Annotated in this window: 11 protein-coding genes; 6 read left to right on the top strand and 5 right to left on the bottom strand. The window is 52.9% G+C overall.

The annotated features are described in order from the left end of the window. Positions 1 to 71: 71 nt before the first annotated feature. The gene (locus VB712_RS14155; RefSeq protein ID WP_323255798.1) at positions 72 to 2405 is read left to right on the top strand and encodes a putative bifunctional diguanylate cyclase/phosphodiesterase; all 2334 of its coding nucleotides are present in this window, start codon (positions 72 to 74) and stop codon (positions 2403 to 2405) included. A 4-nt stretch (positions 2406 to 2409) separates the two neighbouring features. On the opposite strand, the gene VB712_RS14150 is transcribed toward VB712_RS14155, so the two are convergent. After that, a complete protein-coding gene (locus VB712_RS14150) occupies positions 2410 to 5349 on the bottom strand; it encodes a calcium-translocating P-type ATPase, PMCA-type (RefSeq protein WP_323255796.1) in 2940 nt (979 codons plus the stop codon). Positions 5350 to 5535: 186 nt separating this feature from the next. Next, on the bottom strand, positions 5536 to 8349 hold the full coding sequence (gene secA / locus VB712_RS14145; RefSeq protein ID WP_323255794.1) for a preprotein translocase subunit SecA: 2814 nt from the start codon (positions 8347 to 8349) through the stop codon (positions 5536 to 5538). A gap of 150 nt (positions 8350 to 8499) precedes the next feature. Between secA and aat the strand changes: the two genes are divergently transcribed. Next, positions 8500 to 9081, top strand: a complete 582-nt coding sequence (aat, locus tag VB712_RS14140; protein WP_416236356.1) for a leucyl/phenylalanyl-tRNA--protein transferase — start codon at positions 8500 to 8502, stop codon at positions 9079 to 9081. A 61-nt stretch (positions 9082 to 9142) separates the two neighbouring features. Here the strand turns inward: aat and VB712_RS14135 are convergent, their stop codons facing one another. After that, the gene (locus VB712_RS14135) at positions 9143 to 9823 is read right to left on the bottom strand and encodes a Uma2 family endonuclease (protein WP_323255791.1); all 681 of its coding nucleotides are present in this window, start codon (positions 9821 to 9823) and stop codon (positions 9143 to 9145) included. 259 nt (positions 9824 to 10082) lie between these two features. Continuing rightward, positions 10083 to 11234, bottom strand: coding sequence for a site-2 protease family protein (locus VB712_RS14130; RefSeq protein WP_323255789.1), 1152 nt, complete (start codon positions 11232 to 11234; stop codon positions 10083 to 10085). 557 nt (positions 11235 to 11791) lie between these two features. On the opposite strand from VB712_RS14130, the gene VB712_RS14125 reads away from it, so the two are divergent. The 4 genes from VB712_RS14125 to uraD all read left to right on the top strand — a co-directional run bounded on the left by VB712_RS14125 (position 11792) and on the right by uraD (position 16124). Further along, positions 11792 to 12271, top strand: coding sequence for a 2TM domain-containing protein (locus VB712_RS14125; RefSeq protein WP_323255787.1), 480 nt, complete (start codon positions 11792 to 11794; stop codon positions 12269 to 12271). Between the two features lie 2 nt (positions 12272 to 12273). Further along, on the top strand, positions 12274 to 13410 hold the full coding sequence (locus tag VB712_RS14120) for a DUF3419 family protein (RefSeq protein WP_323255785.1): 1137 nt from the start codon (positions 12274 to 12276) through the stop codon (positions 13408 to 13410). 67 nt (positions 13411 to 13477) lie between these two features. Then, positions 13478 to 15556, top strand: a complete 2079-nt coding sequence (locus tag VB712_RS14115) for an ABC transporter ATP-binding protein (RefSeq protein WP_323255783.1) — start codon at positions 13478 to 13480, stop codon at positions 15554 to 15556. Positions 15557 to 15617: 61 nt separating this feature from the next. Then, the gene (uraD, locus tag VB712_RS14110; protein ID WP_323255781.1) at positions 15618 to 16124 is read left to right on the top strand and encodes a 2-oxo-4-hydroxy-4-carboxy-5-ureidoimidazoline decarboxylase; all 507 of its coding nucleotides are present in this window, start codon (positions 15618 to 15620) and stop codon (positions 16122 to 16124) included. Positions 16125 to 16173: 49 nt separating this feature from the next. Here uraD and VB712_RS14105 read toward each other — a convergent pair whose 3' ends face one another. Continuing rightward, positions 16174 to 17472 carry a hypothetical protein gene (locus VB712_RS14105; protein WP_323255779.1) on the bottom strand — a complete coding sequence of 433 codons (1299 nt, stop codon included), beginning with the start codon at positions 17470 to 17472 and terminating at the stop codon, positions 16174 to 16176. Positions 17473 to 17496 lie beyond the last annotated feature (24 nt).

Below are 17496 nucleotides of genomic sequence, written 5' to 3'. Positions count from 1 at the left end.
ATTGCGATCGCCCTGGGTTGCTCATCCCCTAGCAACAAAGCGAAGCGCATTCACTTCCCCAGATCATTACTATGGAAAAGCAACAGGGTCTTCCGGACTTTCACAGTAGCGAACACCGCTACCGGGAACAGTCTCAAATGCTCGCCCACTTTAGCCGCAGCCTCAAGGAACTCCATCGTCTCAGCACTGGAGTTTATCAATCCTTTGCTGAATGCAGCGATGCTTATCTAACTGCTGGCCGGCATTTACTAGACTTGCCCATCGGCATGATCTTGCAACGCCACGGCCCCCGTTATTCCATCCACCATATCCAAAACCCCCAGGGGGAACCCTTAGCGGGCTTCCAAGTCGATGCCCTAGATGCCGAAAACGACCCATTGATCCGCCAAACTTGGATCGGGGATAGCCAGGAACAATCTTGCCGGCATCCCCTGGCGGCCCATCTGCCGATTCAAACGGCAATTACGACACCGATTTGGGTGGATCAGGAGGTGTACGGCATTTTGAGTTTTGTGTCACTGACGGCGCGGGAGATGCCCTTTGCGGATTATGAATGTGAAATTTTAGAACTGATGGCGCGGGATTTGGGGCGGTTTATGGCGGCCCATCGGGGGGAACTCCATCGTCAATCGGTGGAATCGGCCCTGCGTTATAGCGAAATGAAGTATCGCAGTATTTTTGAAAATATTACCCAGGGGATTTTTCAAACCACGTTAGATGGTCGTTATCTCAATGCGAACCCCTTTTTAGCCCAACTCTATGGCTATGATTCCCCGGTGGATTTGATTATGAATCTGACGGATATTGGCCATCAGCTTTATGTGGATCCCCAACGGCGGCAGGAGTTGGCGGCCCGCACCCAGACAGAAGGGATTGTTTACCATGCGGAATCTCAGGTTTATCGGCGCGATCGCACGATTATTTGGGTCTCAGAAACCCAGCGGGCGGTGCGGGATCAACAGGGGAATTTGCTCTATTTTGAGGGGACGGTGGAGGATATTACTGCCCGTCGCCATGCGGAAGAACAACTGCAATACAACGCCTACCATGATCCCCTGACGGGGCTGCATAATCGCACCTGGTTTACGGAGCAATTGCAGAGCCGCCTTGATCAAGCGATGGAGGAGGGGAAGGAGCATAACTATGGCGTGTTGTTTATTGATCTAGACCGCTTCAAGATTATTAATGACGGCCTAGGGCATATTGTGGGCGATCGCCTTTTACAAGCAGTGGCCCAGCGGCTTCAGGAAACCCTCCCCCCCACCGCCAAGTTAGCCCGGTTTGGTGGGGACGAATTTGCGGTGCTGTTGCCCGCTGTGGGGAATACGGAGGCGGCGCAGGCGATCGCCGCCCACTTAGTCACCCAAATGCAGGAGCCGATTTTCCTGGAGCAGCGTAGTTTTTCGGTGGGGGCGAGTGTGGGGATTGTCTTGGGCGATCGCACCTATCAACGCCCGGATCAACTGCTGCGGGATGCGGATCTGGCCATGTACCGCGCCAAAGCCGAAGGAGGCAGCACTAGCGCCCTGTTTGAACCCTCGATGTTACCCGTGGCTCTAGCACGGTTGGAACTGGAGCATGATTTAAAACGGGCCTTGGAATTGGCGGAACTCCACCTTTACTATCAACCGATTTTCAACTTGAAAACCGGCGAACTCCATAGCCTAGAAGCCTTGGTACGGTGGCATCATCACCAACGGGGTTGGATTGGGCCGACGGATTTCATTCCCGTTGCGGAAGAAACGGGCCAAATCCATGTCATTGGCTGGTGGGTTTTAGAGCAGGCCTGTGAACAACTCCAGCAGTGGCGAGCCTCCCACCCAAATCTGGTGAATTTAAGTGTCCATGTCAATGTTTCGGTGTTGCAACTCAAGGAAACAGATCTTGTCCCTCGCATTATGGCGTTGTTGCAACGGCTGAAGTTACCGCCCCAGGCCTTAAAGCTGGAAATGACGGAAACCAGTTTTCTGGAAACCGCCAATTTTGACAGTTTGATTTTTCAAGAGATCCAACAGTTGGGCATTGGGTTTTGTATTGATGATTTTGGCACGGGCTATTCATCCCTGAGCCGGTTGCACAATTTGCCGATTAACACGATTAAGGTAGATCGCACGTTTGTGATGGGGGTGGATCAAGACCCGACCAAAATGGCGATCGCCCAAACCATCATCAACCTCGCCCATAATTTGGGGGCCAATGTCGTCTCCGAAGGCATTGAAAGCGAGGCCCAACATCAAAAGTTACAGCAATTGGGCTGTGAGTTGGGCCAAGGCTATTGGCTCTCGCGCCCCATGGATGTTGCCACCGTTCAACAGTTATTGAATCGGAGCAGCCAGAGCCAATGGATTCAAGGCACAGCGGACAACCTAAACCACCACAACCCAGAACTACGGATCTGGGTGTAATCGCCTAGGAGCGTGCCGCTCGCCAGCGCCACAGTTCCCCCAACCACAGCACCAACGAGGTACTGCTAATAATCAGGAACCAATCCCTGAGGCTTAGGGGTACAGTGCGAAAAATATCGCCGCCCCACTGGATAATCAACACTTGCCCCACGCAAATCGTCAGGGCAATGAAGACAAACCCTTTATTGGCCAACAACCCGGTAAATGCCGATTGGGACATCCCTAAACAACGGGCATTAAATAGATTCCAAAATTGGAGGAAGACAAACACCGCAAAAAACACCGACAGTTCATAGGGACTGATCCCATCTCGATCCAAGTACAAGAGGAATCCGACTAAAAACACCAAAAAGGTTAAGCCCATGCCGACAATATTACGCACCATTGTGGGGGTGATAATGAAAGCCGTCGGGGAACGGGGGGCTTCCTTGAGGACGGATTCCGAGGGGGGTTCTGTGGCCAGAGCAAGGGCCGCAAAGGTATCCATAATTAAGTTGACCCAGAGCATTTGTGTCACCGTCAGGGGTAACGATACGCCAATGAACGGCCCCAAGAGAGCAATACCCAAGGCAACGACGTTGATCGTGAGTTGAAAGAGGATGAACCGTTGGATGTTTTTATAGAGCGATCGCCCCCACACCACAGCGTTCACGATACTTTGAAAGGAATCATCGAGGAGGATAATATCGCTGGCTTCCTTGGCGATCGCTGTGCCGCTGCCCATGGCCAGGCCAACCTTGGCCTGCTTTAAGGCCCCCGCATCGTTAGTGCCATCGCCAGTGACACCCACCACAGCCCCCGCTTCCTGCAACAGTCGCACCAGCCGCAGCTTATCGAGGGGAACAGCACGGGCTAAAACCTTGAGGCTTTGCACTGCCTTACGAGCTTCCTCATCGGGAAGGGCGCGGAACGCTTTCCCCGTCATCAGGGCATAGGGATCCGTTTCATCCCCCTGCCAGAGGCCAATTTGGCGGGCAATTTCCTGGGCGGTTTCGGCACAGTCCCCAGTGATAATTTTCACGCCAATCCCGGCGGCTAAACAGACGCGGATCGCATCGGGGACTTCCGCCCGGAGGGGATCGGCGATCGCCACAAACCCCAACCAAGTCAACGCATCAGGCACTTGTTGCCCATCCGCCTCCGGCAGAATCAAATTATCGGGCAATTCCTTATAGGCAAACCCCAGCGTCCGCATCCCCCGCGCTTGGTATTCATAGAGCAACTCTAGAATTGGCTGCTTATTATTGAGGGGAAACCGGCCATATTCCGTCAAAATGTGAGAACACCGTTCGAGTAAAACCTCCGGCGCACCCTTGAGGTGCATCACCTCCTGCTTCAAAGCCGCCGAATGGCCCAGCGTCGCCATATATTTTGTCTGGGTGGAAAAGGAGAGGCGAAATTTAATTTCCAAACCCCGCCGCAGGTTGAAATAGTCCATGTGTTGATGATGGAGCCAGAGCAAGAGCGCCCCTTCCGTCGCATTACCAATCACCACCGGCAGTTTACCCGGCTCCTCATCCAGGTCAGCGGTGCTATTGCCCGCCATCGCTTCCCCGATTAACTGGGTTGCCAAATCAAGATCCGCCACCTTGCGACTGTGCAAACTGGGAAAATTCACCTCATAAACCCGCATTTGGTTCTGGGTCAATGTCCCGGTTTTATCGGAACAGATCACCGTCGCCGCCCCAATGGTTTCGCAGGCATGCATCCGGCGCACCAGATTATTATTCTGGGCCATGCGCTTCATACTGTAGGCCAGGGAAAGGGTGACACTCATGGGCAAACCCTCCGGCACAGCGACGACGATAATCGTCACCGCCACCATGAAATAGCCTAAGAGGGTTTGCCCCACCAGAGTCGGCAACCATACCCCCCCAGTGGGGGGCAAAATCCCCAAGCCCCAACCCACACCAATACCCAAGCCAAGGGCAGCGATGCCGCCGACAATCGCCTTCAGCCAACTCTGCCACTCACCCCCATCGAGCCAATCGGGGGCTTCTAAGTCTTCGTTGACCAGTTTCAAACCGTCATACACCACTGGCAACCAGACGGGAATCAAGGCCACGACAATGGTGATCATGACAACAGCAAGGAAATAGGTTTGCGCACCATTGAGGTTAATTTCCTGGGTGAGCCAGCCCCTCAGGAAGAGCGCAATAAAGATCGTCACGGCAAAGCTGAGGCCCACCACGCCGATTAATTCACTGAGCCGCTCTAGTTGTTGGTTGAGGGGGGTTTGATCCCCCGGTTCAACGGTGGCGACGGCGGTGGCCAGTTTACCAATTTCTGTCTGATCCCCCACGGCGGTAACGCGATAGAGGCCGTTACCTTGATCGACAATCGTGCTGCGGTAGAGACAATGGGGGGGATAGGTTTCATCGAGGCCGGATTGACCGAGGAGTTCATCCCGGTTAAATTTCTGCACCGGCTCACATTCCCCCGTCAGTTTGGATTGATCGATCAGCAGGGAAACGGCTTCAATCACCTCGCCATCGGCGGGGATTTCCTCTCCCTGCTCCACATAGATCCAATCCCCCACGACCACATCTTTGCGGGGGATGGTGGTGGGGTGGCCATCGCGGATCACCCGGACGCGCACACCATCAACATATTGGTTGAGGATATTAAAGGCTTGGTTAGCGCGGTATTCGTTGAGGAAGGCAAGGATTGTGGCCAGGAGGATGGCGATTAAAATCCCGACCCCTTCGATGAATTGGCCATCTAGGGTGCCAATGGCGATCGCAATCACAGCGGCAATAATCAAAATCCGAATTACCGGATCTTCAAACTTGGCGAGGAACAGCAACCACCAGGGTTCACGGCGAGGGGGAGTGAGTAAATTACTGCCGTGAGTTTCTCGGCTGCGCTCTACTTCAGCGGTAGTTAACCCTTTAGGGGGTGAGAGGGGCGATAGGTACGCTTCGCGGATCGCATCTTCGGTCATTATCGTTGCAAGCCAGAGGAGTGTTGCCCTTTATTTTAAAGCACTGACTACCCTGGTTTTCTATGGAGGGGGGAGTGGGGAGTAGGCAGTGGGAAGTGAAAGATTCTAGAGAATCCCAATGGGGTGTAGGGGCGAAAAATTTTTCGCCCCTACATGAACTTCACTCTCTCCTCTCTCCTTTTCCCTCTAAACCGTCTGGGGTTGCCCTTGGGGTTGGAATTGGAAGAGGGAGTAAACGACATTGCGCCGAATATCTACCATGGTTTCCAGGAACATTTCATAACCTTCCTGTTTGTATTCAATGAGGGGATCTTTTTGGCCGTAGCCCCGCAGACCGATCGCTTCCCGCAACGCATCCATGGCTTGCAGATGTTCCCGCCAAAGGGTGTCGATCTGTTGGAGGATAAAGAACCGCTCCGCTTGGCGCATTAGCCCCGGTTGGATTTTGTCGATTTGGTTTTCCTTGAGGTCGTAGGCTTTGCGCACCTCTTCGTAGAGGAAGGTTTTAATTTCCCCGATGGTCATATCTTCGAGGTGTTTGGGTTGGAGGTCTTCGAGGAGATAGACAAATTCCTTGGTTTTGCCGATCAACTCCGCTAATTTCCATTCTTCCGGCGGTAGTTCGGGGTTGGTATAGGCATCGGTAATATCATCCATGGTGCGTTCCGCATAGCCAATTACCTGCTCCTTGAGGTCGAACCCCTCCAGCACCCGCCGCCGCTCGGCATAGATGGCGCGGCGTTGGTTGTTCATCACTTCATCGTATTCAAACACCTGTTTCCGGGTGTCGTAGTAGAAGGTTTCCACCTTTTTCTGTGCGCCTTCTAATGAGCGGGTCAGCATCCCCGATTCAATGGGCATATCCTCTTCAACGCGGAAGGCATTCATTAACCCGGCAACGCGATCGCCCCCGAAAATCCGCAATAAATTATCCTGCAAACTGAGGAAAAATTTTGTCGAACCGGGGTCGCCTTGACGGCCCGCCCGCCCCCGCAATTGGTTATCAATGCGGCGGGATTCGTGGCGCTCTGTGCCGATGACGTGCAACCCCCCCGATTGAATCACTTCATCATGCTCGCGGCTGGTGAAGGCTTCGTATTCCTTGCGGATCGTGTTATAAACTTCCCGCAATTTTTGCAATACGGGGTCATCAATGGGAGCACTTTCAGCGGCGATCGCAATTTTTTCCTCCGCTTCCAATTCCTGCAAACTCTGCTCGCCATACTGCTGCACCGCAAAGGCCACCGTATCCTTGAGCAGCGTTTCCGCTGCTGCTGAGAGCGTCGTGGGGAAAATATTCGAGGAAGCTTTCCAGCTTTTCACCTTCTTCTCTTCCCCCCCGAACCCTTGGGGAGCCTTGCGGGGAGCCTTCGCCGCCCCCACCGACATCATCAATTGCTTATTATCCTCCGGCATCACAATCCGGGGCATCAGGTATTCCCGCAGCTTGAGCCGCGCCATATAGTCGGAGTTCCCCCCCAAGATAATGTCTGTACCGCGCCCGGCCATGTTGGTGGCGATCGTCACCGCCCCCTTCCGCCCCGCTTGGGCGACAATTTCCGATTCCCGCTCCACGTTTTCCGGTCGGGCATTGAGCAAATTGTGGGGAATATTTGCCTGTTGTAGTAACCGAGAAAGCACCTCTGATTTTTCAACACTCGTCGTTCCCACCAATACAGGCCGCCCCGTTTCGTGCATCTCCTGGCATTCCTTAGCCACAGCGATCCACTTGGCATCTTCGGTTTTATAGACCACATCCGCCAAATCGCGGCGACGGGTGGGCAGGTTCGTGGGGATAATCGTCACCTGGAGGTTATAGATTTTCTCAAATTCCGCCTCTTCGGTTTTCGCCGTCCCCGTCATCCCTGCCAACTTGGGATAGAGGAGGAAAAAGTTTTGATAGGTAATCGTTGCTAGGGTTTGGGTTTCGTTTTGGATCTTCACCGCTTCTTTCGCCTCGATCGCCTGATGCAAGCCATCACTCCAGCGGCGACCCTTCAGCACTCGGCCCGTAAACTCATCAACGATCACCACCTCTTCATCGCGGACAATATAGTTCACGTCTTTAGTAAACAATTCCTTGGCTTTGATGGCGTTAAAGATATAGTGCGCCCAAGGGTCTTCAGGATCATAAAGATCCGTGACACCGAGTAATTCCTCCGCCTTGGCAAAGCCTTCATCATTGAGCAAGACGTTACGGGCCTTTTCATCCACCTCATATTCCCCTGTGCCATCCTCTTCATTTTGGGGATGGAGGTGGGTGGCAATTTCCGCTGCCCGGACGTATTTTTCCGTGGGCCGCTCAATTTGGCCGGAAATGATCAATGGTGTGCGGGCCTCATCGATCAGCACTGAATCTACTTCATCAATCACACAATAGTTAAAGGGCCGCTGTACCACATCTTCAATGGAGGTGGCCATATTATCCCGGAGATAATCAAACCCTAGTTCGCTGTTGGTGGCGTAGGTGATATCACAGGCGTAGTTTTTGCGCCGTTCAGCGGGGGTCATCCCGGCTTGGATCAGTCCCACCGTTAACCCTAAAAAGCGATGGACCTGCCCCATCCATTCCGCATCCCGCCGGGCCAGGTAATCGTTCACCGTGACGACATGAACGCCATGGCCGCTAAGGGCGTTGAGGTAAGCGGGGAGCGTTGCTACCAAGGTCTTGCCTTCCCCGGTGCGCATTTCGGCAATCTGGCCATCGTGGAGTACCATGCCGCCGATCATCTGCACATCAAAATGGCGCATCCCCAACACCCGGAGGGCCGCTTCCCGCACCACTGCATAGGCTTCCGGGAGGATGTCGTCAAGAATATCTGCCCGTTCACCATCGGTGCGGGCCTTGGCCAGTTGAGCCTTAAACTCCAAGGTTTTGCCGCGCAGTTCATCATCGGAAAGGACTTGAATATCTTCCTCGATTGCATTGATATCCGCGACAAAGGGCTGATATCGCTTGACTTTACGGGTGTTGGGATCGCCAAATAGATTTTTAAACATAGGGTGCTAAAGACAAGACCAAGGGGAATGAAGATGTTGAGCAACAATGAACCGAGACGGCCTAGTTAACCATGGTATCATCACAAGCTTTGGTACAGGGCAACTGAAAGGGGGGATGATGGAGTTAAACAGTGTAGCTCAAGGCTCATGATGCGGATTGATACGACGGCGATTATTGAGGGGTATTCCCAGGGCTATTTCCTGATGGCGGATGATCAGGGGGATTTGGGATGGTATACGAGTCAACAGCGGGCTTTGATTCCCCTGGATCATCGCTTTCGGTTTCCGAAATCCCTACGGCGATCGCTCAACCAAAATCGCTTCACTGTGGCAATTAATCGGGATTTTACGGCGGTGTGCCAAGGCTGTGCGGCCCGCGAGACTACTTGGATCTCCCCGGAACTGCAAAAAATCTATCATCAACTGCACCGCGATGGCTGGGCCCATAGTTTTGAGACTTGGCAGGGGGATGAGTTGGCGGGGGGAATTTTGGGGTTGGCGATTCGCGGGGCGTTTATTGGGGAATCGATGTTTTTTCGTATCCCGGAAGGCTCAAAGGTGGCGATGGTGAAATTGGTGGAGCATTTGCGATCGCGCCAGTTCACCCTCTTTGATGCTCAATTACAAAACCCCCATTTACAACGGTTCGGGGCTTATATTGTGGGCGATCGCACCTATCAAACGTTGTTGAATACGGCTTTGGCGCAACCTTGTCAGTTTGTGGGGGGGTAGGGAATGGGGAACGGGGAACGGGCAACGGCTAAGACTGGTGGGGCATGGCACGAGTAGCACTCTACTCTTCCGGTTCGACTCCTAGCGCCCGCAACTGGGCTGCTAGTCGTTCGGCTCGTTGCTGTTGCTGTTGTGCCTGTGCTTCTGCTGCATCGGCTCGTTCCCGTTCCGCGTTACGGGCGGTGGCGAGTTCGATGGTGGTGAGAAAGCGTTCCCCGTCGGGGCGGTAAATGGTGAGGTTTTCGGGGGTGAACGCGAAGCGAATCCCCAGGCGGGGGCTAGTCCAGTTTTCCACGGTTTCGATCGCCGTTAATGTGCCATCAATGCGTTGGAGGCCGGCCAGATCGTGACCGTCGGGATTGTAGATGTAGTATTCTTCGACCCCGTGGCGATCGTAGAACTGTTGTTTTTTGAGCATTTCCTGAAGCGTATTGCCAGGGGAGAGGATTTCAAACACCACTTGGGGGGCGATGTTGTCTTCCTCCCATTGTTTGTAAGAACCTCTATCCCCTTTGGGCCGGCCAAAGACCACCAACACATCGGGGGCAACGCGGGTTTTGGGGTCGCCTTGGATGGGATACCAAAGCAAATCCCCCGCGATAAATACCTGGGGATCATCAGCAAAGATCCATTCCAGATTTTCTTTAATTAAAACAATCCATTGGAATTGGCGGGTGTTGTCTGCCATGGATTGGCCATCACGATCGGGGTAAAGGAGAGGGCGATCGACGGAGAGGGTCATGGTGATGTGGGGATAACATTCATAATTACCAATAATACATTGTCACTATAGCAATTTTTTTTGCGTTGATATCAAAAATGAGTAGGGGCGAAAAATTTTTCGCCCCTACGCAGAATCATGACCCTCAGTTCGTAGTGCGGACTGAAGTCCGCTCTTAGAGATTTTAGAAATTAATCCCCTTGGCTACGGCTATAGGTTAGGCGTGGTGGGCGTTGCCCACCCTACTAATACATTTTCACTCTTATTTAAGAAGAGAAACTTACTGTTGAACGAAGGAAACCGGCTCAATGGCATCATCAGCGGTTTTGGTTGCTGTCAAAAGCTGAAGAATGGAAGCCTTTTCTAGTAATCCGAGGACAACCCCTTCCTCATCCACCACCACTAAAGCCGGTTGGGGCTTTTCCTCCAACTGTTTCACCACTTTTAACAGGGAGGTGCTGGCGAGGACGGTGGCCGGGAGATTATCGGTTATGACTAACTGCTTTAAATGGGTTTCTGCCCATAGGGAAGTGGGGATGGTTTTGAGGGCATCGGTGGCTAGGGTTCCCCAGAGTTTGCCATTGTTATCGGTGATCACAAACTGTTGCCATTGGGGTTGGCCGATGATGTAGTTGTTGACGAATTCCCGGAGATTCATCATTGCGGGGGCAACGGGGCTATGGGGGATGATCGCATCTTTAGCGGTGTAGTGGTCGAGTTTATCCTGAACTTGGGCGGATTGGGCAGACATCCCGGCATTTTGGAGGAGGAACAAACCGATAAAGGCTGTCCAGAGACTCCCCACTTGGCTAATCCCCAAAACCGCCAGAATGCCTAAACCGACCGCTAAAAAGCCAAAGGCTTGGCCGACGCGGCTGGCGTAGAGTAACCCTTTGTTGGGGTTGCCGGTGATTTTCCAAATGATTGCCCGGAGGATGTTGCCGCCGTCGAGGGGCATACCGGGGATGAGGTTGAAGAGGGCTAAGGCGAGGTTAATGGTGGCGAGGGGAGCCAAAACCAACAACACTGGCAGAGGTAGGGGGAGACCCGCACCCCCTAGGAGGGTGAATAAAATAAACAGGGCAACGCTTACTAGGGGGCCGGCAATGGCGATCGCCAAAGACTGCCAAGGGGTTTCTGCGTCTTTTTCCAACATGGCCAACCCCCCGAAAATAAACAGGGTGATGGACTTTACCTCAATCCCTTGGGACATGGCCACTAAGCTATGGCCCAACTCATGGGCCAACACGGATGCAAAGAGGAGGAGTGTGGTGAGCAACCCCAATAGGGTGGCTCCAACGCCTGTGATCCCTGGTACATTGCTAAAGCCTCCCCCAAAGGAATAGGTTCCTAACAGGAGGATTAAGAACCAAGAGGGGTTGATAAAAAAGGGAATGCCAAACAATTGGCCGACGCGGATATTACCGTTCATCAAAAACTCCTTGTGGAAACCCCCACCTCGCACCGCAGGTGGGGGAGGAAACAATCGTCAGGCAGCGGGGTTCAATACCCCACTGACTGACAATCTCTACGGGCAACTCACCAAAATGCCCGTGGCGCGATAAAGTAGCTCAACCTTGGTCGCACTGAACTGGTCAATGCGCTTCCAGTTGAATGGAAGATAATTCCAAAACTACAGGTCTCTTCAGCCAGTTAGCACGGTGTTTCTGGGCTGACCCCACTCCCTGAGATTCCAGGGCCTTACAAATAGTCCGATTTAGAGAAGCAACCGGAAGTGTTGCCGTACTAACCTGAGTGGCCTATTCGCAGCTACGACCGGGTTATCTCCGGTCACTCCCCCACCTCGGCAAATGCCAGGTGGGGGTCATTGAAGATGCTTGCGTGGGTGAGTAATCTGCTCTGGCTTTTATTGTATCGGGAAGGCGGGAAGGGGCGATCGCCCCTTTGGGGGAGTTTTCCGCACTTTCCCCTGGTCGCATTTCCCGGCTAATTGGCGATAATGGGGCCAGGCGTTTAACCGTGGCGATGATGGCACCCACCACCTACCAAGCTGACGATGTGCAGCAAATCCTCCAATTAGCCCTAGCTCGCCAAGATGAGGATGGCGAGTTTACTCGTGAGCAATTGTTAGAAATTGCCGAGGAATTGAATATTTCTCCCGATTGTCTCGCCGCCGCTGAAACGGCTTGGCTGACGCAAAAACAACAGCAAACCCAACAAACAGAATTTGATCTCTATCGGCGCGATCGCTTCCGTCACCGAGCCGTGCGCACGACGATCATCATCGGCCTCTTAGCAGGGTTAGATCTCATGGCCGGCGGGGGTTTAGGGTGGTCACGCTATACGCTGCTGATGGGGGGAACGGTGATTCTTTGGCGGGCTTGGCAAACGTTTCAGCCCAAGGGAGCGGCGTATTTTCGGGAATTGGAACGGTGGGAACAGCGCCGCCAATTAAAAAGTACGGTGCGCAACCTTTGGCAATCCTTTAAAAAACAGTTACAGGCCTAAAAATGCCGACGGAAATCGCCAAGCGTGCGGATTTTTCCCAGATTCGCTATGGGCAATGTTGGGAAGATACGGATGTGTTGCTGAAGGCGTTGGCGGTGGAGCCGGGGCAGGTGTGTCTTTCGATCGCCTCAGCGGGGGATAATACTTTAGCACTGCTCACCCAGGAACCCAAGCAGGTGATTGCAGTGGATCTGAATCCGGCCCAGTTGGCCTGTTTAGCCCTACGGGTGGCAGCCTATCGGCAACTCAACCATGATGAACTCTTGCAACTCTGGGGGGCAAGGCCCGCAACCCGGAGCCAACGGTTCGCCCTCTATGGTCGTTGTCGGGGGGTTTTAACGGATGGGGTGCGGCAATTTTGGGATCGGCGAGGGGGGGCGATCGCCCAAGGTTTCGCCACCCTGGGTAAGTTTGAACAATACTTAGCCGCCTTTCGCCGCTATGTTTTACCCCTCCTCCATTCCCCCCAGGACATTGAGCAGTTATTGCAGACTAAACCCCAAGGGGAGCGGGAAGATTTTTATGATCAGGTGTGGAATCATCGCCGCTGGCAATGGGGGTTTAGGCTGTTTTTTTCCCGGCCAGTCTTGGGCCGTTGGGGGCGTGATCCGCAATTTTTCCGCTATGTGGAGGGGGATCCCATCGCGCAACTCTGCCAACGGCTCCGCTATGCCCTGACGACCCTCAACCCTGTGGAAAATCCTTATCTCCAATGGATGTTAACGGGAACCTACCGCACGGCTCTCCCCTATGTCCTTCGGCCAGAACAGTTTGAACCGATCCGCGCCCATCTCGATCGCCTCCAATGGCATTGCGGTGCGGTGGAGGATTATCTTCAGGAACGGCCGGCGCTCAGGGTGGATCGGTTCAACCTCAGCAATATTTTTGAATATATGTCTGAAGCCAATAGCCAGCGGGTTTTAGGGCAAATTATCAACCACAGTGCCATCGGCGGGCGGTGGGTCTATTGGAATTTATTTGTGCCGCGTCATTGTCCGGAACAAGCGGGGGTGCGATGGGTACGCGGTCAGGAATCCCACCGCGCCTACAGTGAAGTATTACAGGGGGAGAATCGCACCTTTTTTTATCGAGATCTGGTGATTGAGGAAAAAATTCAATCCTCGGTGAGGGGTGCGTAGTTACGCGGAGGTGAGGCGAAACCGATAGGATGGAAGGGTTGCGTTTTTTTTAATCACAGCCCGGTTCATGGCCTTAGTTTTGCTCAATGGCGAGGGCGACCTTAATCGCCCGCTCACCCTCACCCTCACGATTGAAATTGAGGGACAGGGTAAGGTGGCAGAGGCCCGGGGGATATTGCCCCCGCAACCGGCGTTATTGGAGCAGGATCATCAATGGCGATCGCTCTATCGTGATTATCAAAACGATTATGCCCAAGGCTCTGAACCTAGCCCGGAGATACTGGGGCAATGTCATCAGGCTCTCCATCGCTTGACGGCGACGTTTAACGATTGGCTTCACCATCCGGCCTGCCGCGAGTTTTATACCCAATGGGCTAAGACGCTCAAGGTTAGCGATCCGATCTTGGTGATTTTACGGTTAACCCATCCCCAGTTACAGCAATTGCCTTGGCAGCGGTGGGATTGGTTGCAACGCTATCCCCAGGCAGCGATCGCCCATTTTTCCCCCCACCATGACCCCAAGGAGGAGCGCAGCGGTGGGGGCGATCGCGATCGCCTCCGTCTCCTCACTGTCTTGTTTGCGGATCTACCCCAACCGCAACATCACATTCCCTTTCCCCATGTCGAAACCTGTGTATTGCAAGGGCCGACCCCTAGCCAACTGGAGCAACAGTTTTGGGATGCCCAAGGCTGGGATCTGCTCTATTTTGCTGGCCGCCATTTTCCTCCCGACAATTTCAGCCATGGCTTAAAAAAAGCGGTGAAACAGGGGCTACGGCTGGTGATTCTCAATAGTGAACCGGAGATGGGTTGCTCTCAACGCTTCAAAGCCTTGGCACTGCCCTACTTGATCACGATGGCGGAACCAATGCCGGAACCCTTAGCCCAAGGTTTTCTCAAGGTTTTCCTCCATCATCTCCACCAAGGCCATGCCCCGGCCTTAGCCCTACGGCGAGCAGTGGAGCAGTTACCCCAACTTGAACCCAACTATCCCGGCCAGGGGCCGCTCCTCTGGCAACATCCGGATATAGATCTGGCGATCGTCCCAATTCCTCACCATGCGCCGCCGCTCCCCTGTCCCTACACCACCACCCTCACCCCCAACCATGGCCATGCCCTCTATGGCCGACAGGTGGATCTCGAACAGTTAGCCTATGGGATTTATCGTCAGCCGTTGGTGACATTGATTGGGGCGAAGGGGAGTGGTAAATCGGCTTTGATTGTGGCGGGGTTAATTCCTCAGTTTGTCCGGGAAACGGTGATCATTTTGTTTCGGCCGGGCCGTCATCCGCTGGAAAATTTGGCCGCGGCCCTCAACCCTTGGCTGCCGGAGCCTGACCCCCAGTTGGCGGCGAATTTGCAGACGGGGGAGACGAGTTTATTGGCGGTGATTCGGGCGCTGTTGCAGCACCAGGGCCGCCCCCGGTTGTTGTTGATTGTGGATCAGTTTGAAGAACTCTATCGGTTGGGCGATCGCTCTACGCAACGGGATTTTTTAGAGCTATTTTTAGCCCCTGTCCATGCAGCGGATGCGGCAACTTCTCCTTGGCATGAGCCAAAGTTTACGCTGATTTTGGTGGCGCAGGCAACGGGATTGGAGGTGATGTTGGGCGATCGCTTCCTTGCCCCCCTCCTTGTCCATCATCGCCCCAACTTTCTTGCCCCCTTAAGTTCCAAAGCCTTACGACAGGCGATTACGGAGCCGGCCCAAAGTTGGGGGGTGATGTTTGCGCCGGGGTTGGTGGAGCGGATTTTAAATCCGTTGTTGGCAGAGCCGGAGCAATTATCTCAGTTAGGGGTGTTGTTAACGCAACTCTGGGAGCAGCAGCGCGATCGCGAACCGGGGGGTTTAAGGGCGGGGTTGCTAACCCATGGGGCCTATGAGGCGGTGATGGGGGCGATCGCCCTGCCCCCACCAGCAGCGGAGCCATCGGCTTTGCCCTTACCTCAGCGGCAGCGGAGTCAGTTAAGCAAATTACCTTTTGTGTTGTGGTTTGGGCTGCTGATGGCTTGCGGATTCTTGCTATTGTTGGCCTTGATGTTGTGGCATCATTGGACACAGCCCTTGGAGCCGCCGCCGTTGCCCAATTCCATGCAACCGATTCCCCAAGATCTGCCCACCCAACGCTACGAAACGCCGGATTAGGCTAACTGCCAAGTCCCCGGTTTTGCCTCCATAATTAGGAATACTCTTAACAAATGGCTCTATGGCTCAAATCTATACGCTTCAACGGTTGAATCAGTTGGATCAATCGGCTTTTACGGTGGTGTTGGGGGATATTTTTGAGGAAACGCCGGGCATTGCGGCTCAGGCGTGGTTTGCGCGGCCCTTTGGGACGATTGGGGATTTACATGGGGCGATGGTGGGGGTGGTGCGATCGCTCCCGTTGGCGGAGCAATTGGCGTTGATCCAAGCCCACCCGGATTTAGGGAGTCGGGCGCAAATGGCGACGGCTTCGGTGCAGGAGCAAGCGGGGGCGGGTTTAAATCAATTGAGTGAGGGGGATTATCAGCGGTTGTTGTCGTTGAACGAAGCCTATCAAGCCCGGTTCGGTTTCCCCTTTATCATTGCGGTGCGCAACCATACCCAAGCCAGTATCTTTGCAACGATGGAGGAGCGGCTTGAGAACGATCTAGATCAAGAACGGGAGCGGGCATTGGCGGAAATTTTTGAGATTGCCCGGTGGCGGTTGGGCGATCGGATCACGTCCTAAACAATAGTGAAATAGGGGAGGGCGAAAAATTTTTCGCCCCTACAAAGATTTATGCCCCTATGCCATATTTGCCCCAATTGATGCGGTTGCGAATTTCTAAGCCTACCTTACGATAGAGGGGAATTTTTTCGCCAATAATTTCGACGGAAACCTCTTGATAGGGGCGAAATGTTTGGTTGGGATTATCCAAATTAGCACGAGCAATCAATAACTGCTTTTGTTCAGTTTTATCAGTTTGGAAAGTAATTTGAATATCGTAGATTCGGCTGGTATGTACGCCATGGCCAGCATCGCGAAACCGCACCTTAATCAGTCCATCCGTCTTAACCAAAGGCGAATCAACCTGCGGAACCTGCATCACCACATCAAGGTTATTAATATCAGCAACCTCTAAAATTAGTTCATTCTGTTGCATTTTACGACCTCGCATTTCATTCAAATTTTCGGTTAATACCCAACCCCCTTTACCCGTTGTCAATGTACGACTTTCTTCCCGCTTTTCATGAAGTTCTTTTAATTCTGATTCTGAAGCTAAAACTAGTTGCTGAAGATGAATTAGTTCCCGCTCAACAGCTTGGTATTCTCGCACCACTGTTTTTTCACTAGCTTGAGTTTGTTGAGTACGTCCAGCATTAATCAGTGCTTCATCTTGCCAGTTATTGCGTAAAGCATGAATTTCTGCATCCTTAACATCAAGTTCATTTTGAAGTTCAAGGATTTCACTTCTTTTGCCATTAATGAGCATTTGAAAATTACTTTTTTGTAATTCTTGTTGATGAATCAGGTTTCCACCAATTACAGAATTCTCTCCTCCACCTTTTTGATTGACTTCAGCATAATCTGTTAAAATTTTAATCGTTGAATTATATTGTTTTTGCAATTCCATTAACTGAGCATGGCTGCCTTGAATACGCTGACGAATCCGATTTTTTTCATGCTCTAAGCGGCTAATTTCCGGAGGTTCCCCCGTTGCTCGCTGGGCGAGGATAGCCGTTTGAGTTTGGGCGGTTTGGGTAGCAAGTTGAGTTTCCATCAGACGACTATCAAGAACAGGTAAACGCTGTATTGCCTGGGTATATTGACGTTTTTGTTCTTCTAAACGCTGCTCTTTCGTGATGATTTCTTGATCGAGATCGGTAGTATCCACACGGGCAATAGCTCCCTGGGGATCAATATACTCTCCCTGCTCCACCAAAAACTCAGTAATGGTTCCTGGTACTTGCATATAAACAGGATCGGGCTTCTTGGGTTCAAGGCTGCCACCGACGTTGATGTTGTTGGGGACGGGAATCAAACTAATTGCCCCCACGGCTACACAAACCGCACCAATTTTAAGACTTTGTTTCACCCAGCCGAAGGGATCTTCACTGTT

The sequence above is a fragment of the Spirulina sp. CCNP1310 genome (assembly GCF_034932185.1).
Lineage (GTDB): Bacteria > Cyanobacteriota > Cyanobacteriia > Cyanobacteriales > Spirulinaceae > Spirulina.
This window is presented reverse-complemented; position numbering and strand designations above follow the sequence as displayed.

Excerpts from the sequence above, each read along its gene's own strand:
- VB712_RS14135 (WP_323255791.1), bottom strand. The coding sequence starts at position 9,823 with ATGACCCTCTCCGTCGATCGCCCTCTCCTTTACCCCGATCGTGATGGC.
- VB712_RS14155 (WP_323255798.1), top strand. The coding sequence starts at position 72 with ATGGAAAAGCAACAGGGTCTTCCGGACTTTCACAGTAGCGAACACCGC.
- aat (WP_416236356.1), top strand. The coding sequence starts at position 8,500 with ATGCGGATTGATACGACGGCGATTATTGAGGGGTATTCCCAGGGCTAT.
- VB712_RS14115 (WP_323255783.1), top strand. The coding sequence starts at position 13,478 with ATGGCCTTAGTTTTGCTCAATGGCGAGGGCGACCTTAATCGCCCGCTC.
- VB712_RS14150 (WP_323255796.1), bottom strand. The coding sequence starts at position 5,349 with ATGACCGAAGATGCGATCCGCGAAGCGTACCTATCGCCCCTCTCACCC.
- VB712_RS14130 (WP_323255789.1), bottom strand. The coding sequence starts at position 11,234 with ATGAACGGTAATATCCGCGTCGGCCAATTGTTTGGCATTCCCTTTTTT.
- VB712_RS14125 (WP_323255787.1), top strand. The coding sequence starts at position 11,792 with ATGGCACCCACCACCTACCAAGCTGACGATGTGCAGCAAATCCTCCAA.
- secA (WP_323255794.1), bottom strand. The coding sequence starts at position 8,349 with ATGTTTAAAAATCTATTTGGCGATCCCAACACCCGTAAAGTCAAGCGA.
- uraD (WP_323255781.1), top strand. The coding sequence starts at position 15,618 with ATGGCTCAAATCTATACGCTTCAACGGTTGAATCAGTTGGATCAATCG.
- VB712_RS14120 (WP_323255785.1), top strand. The coding sequence starts at position 12,274 with ATGCCGACGGAAATCGCCAAGCGTGCGGATTTTTCCCAGATTCGCTAT.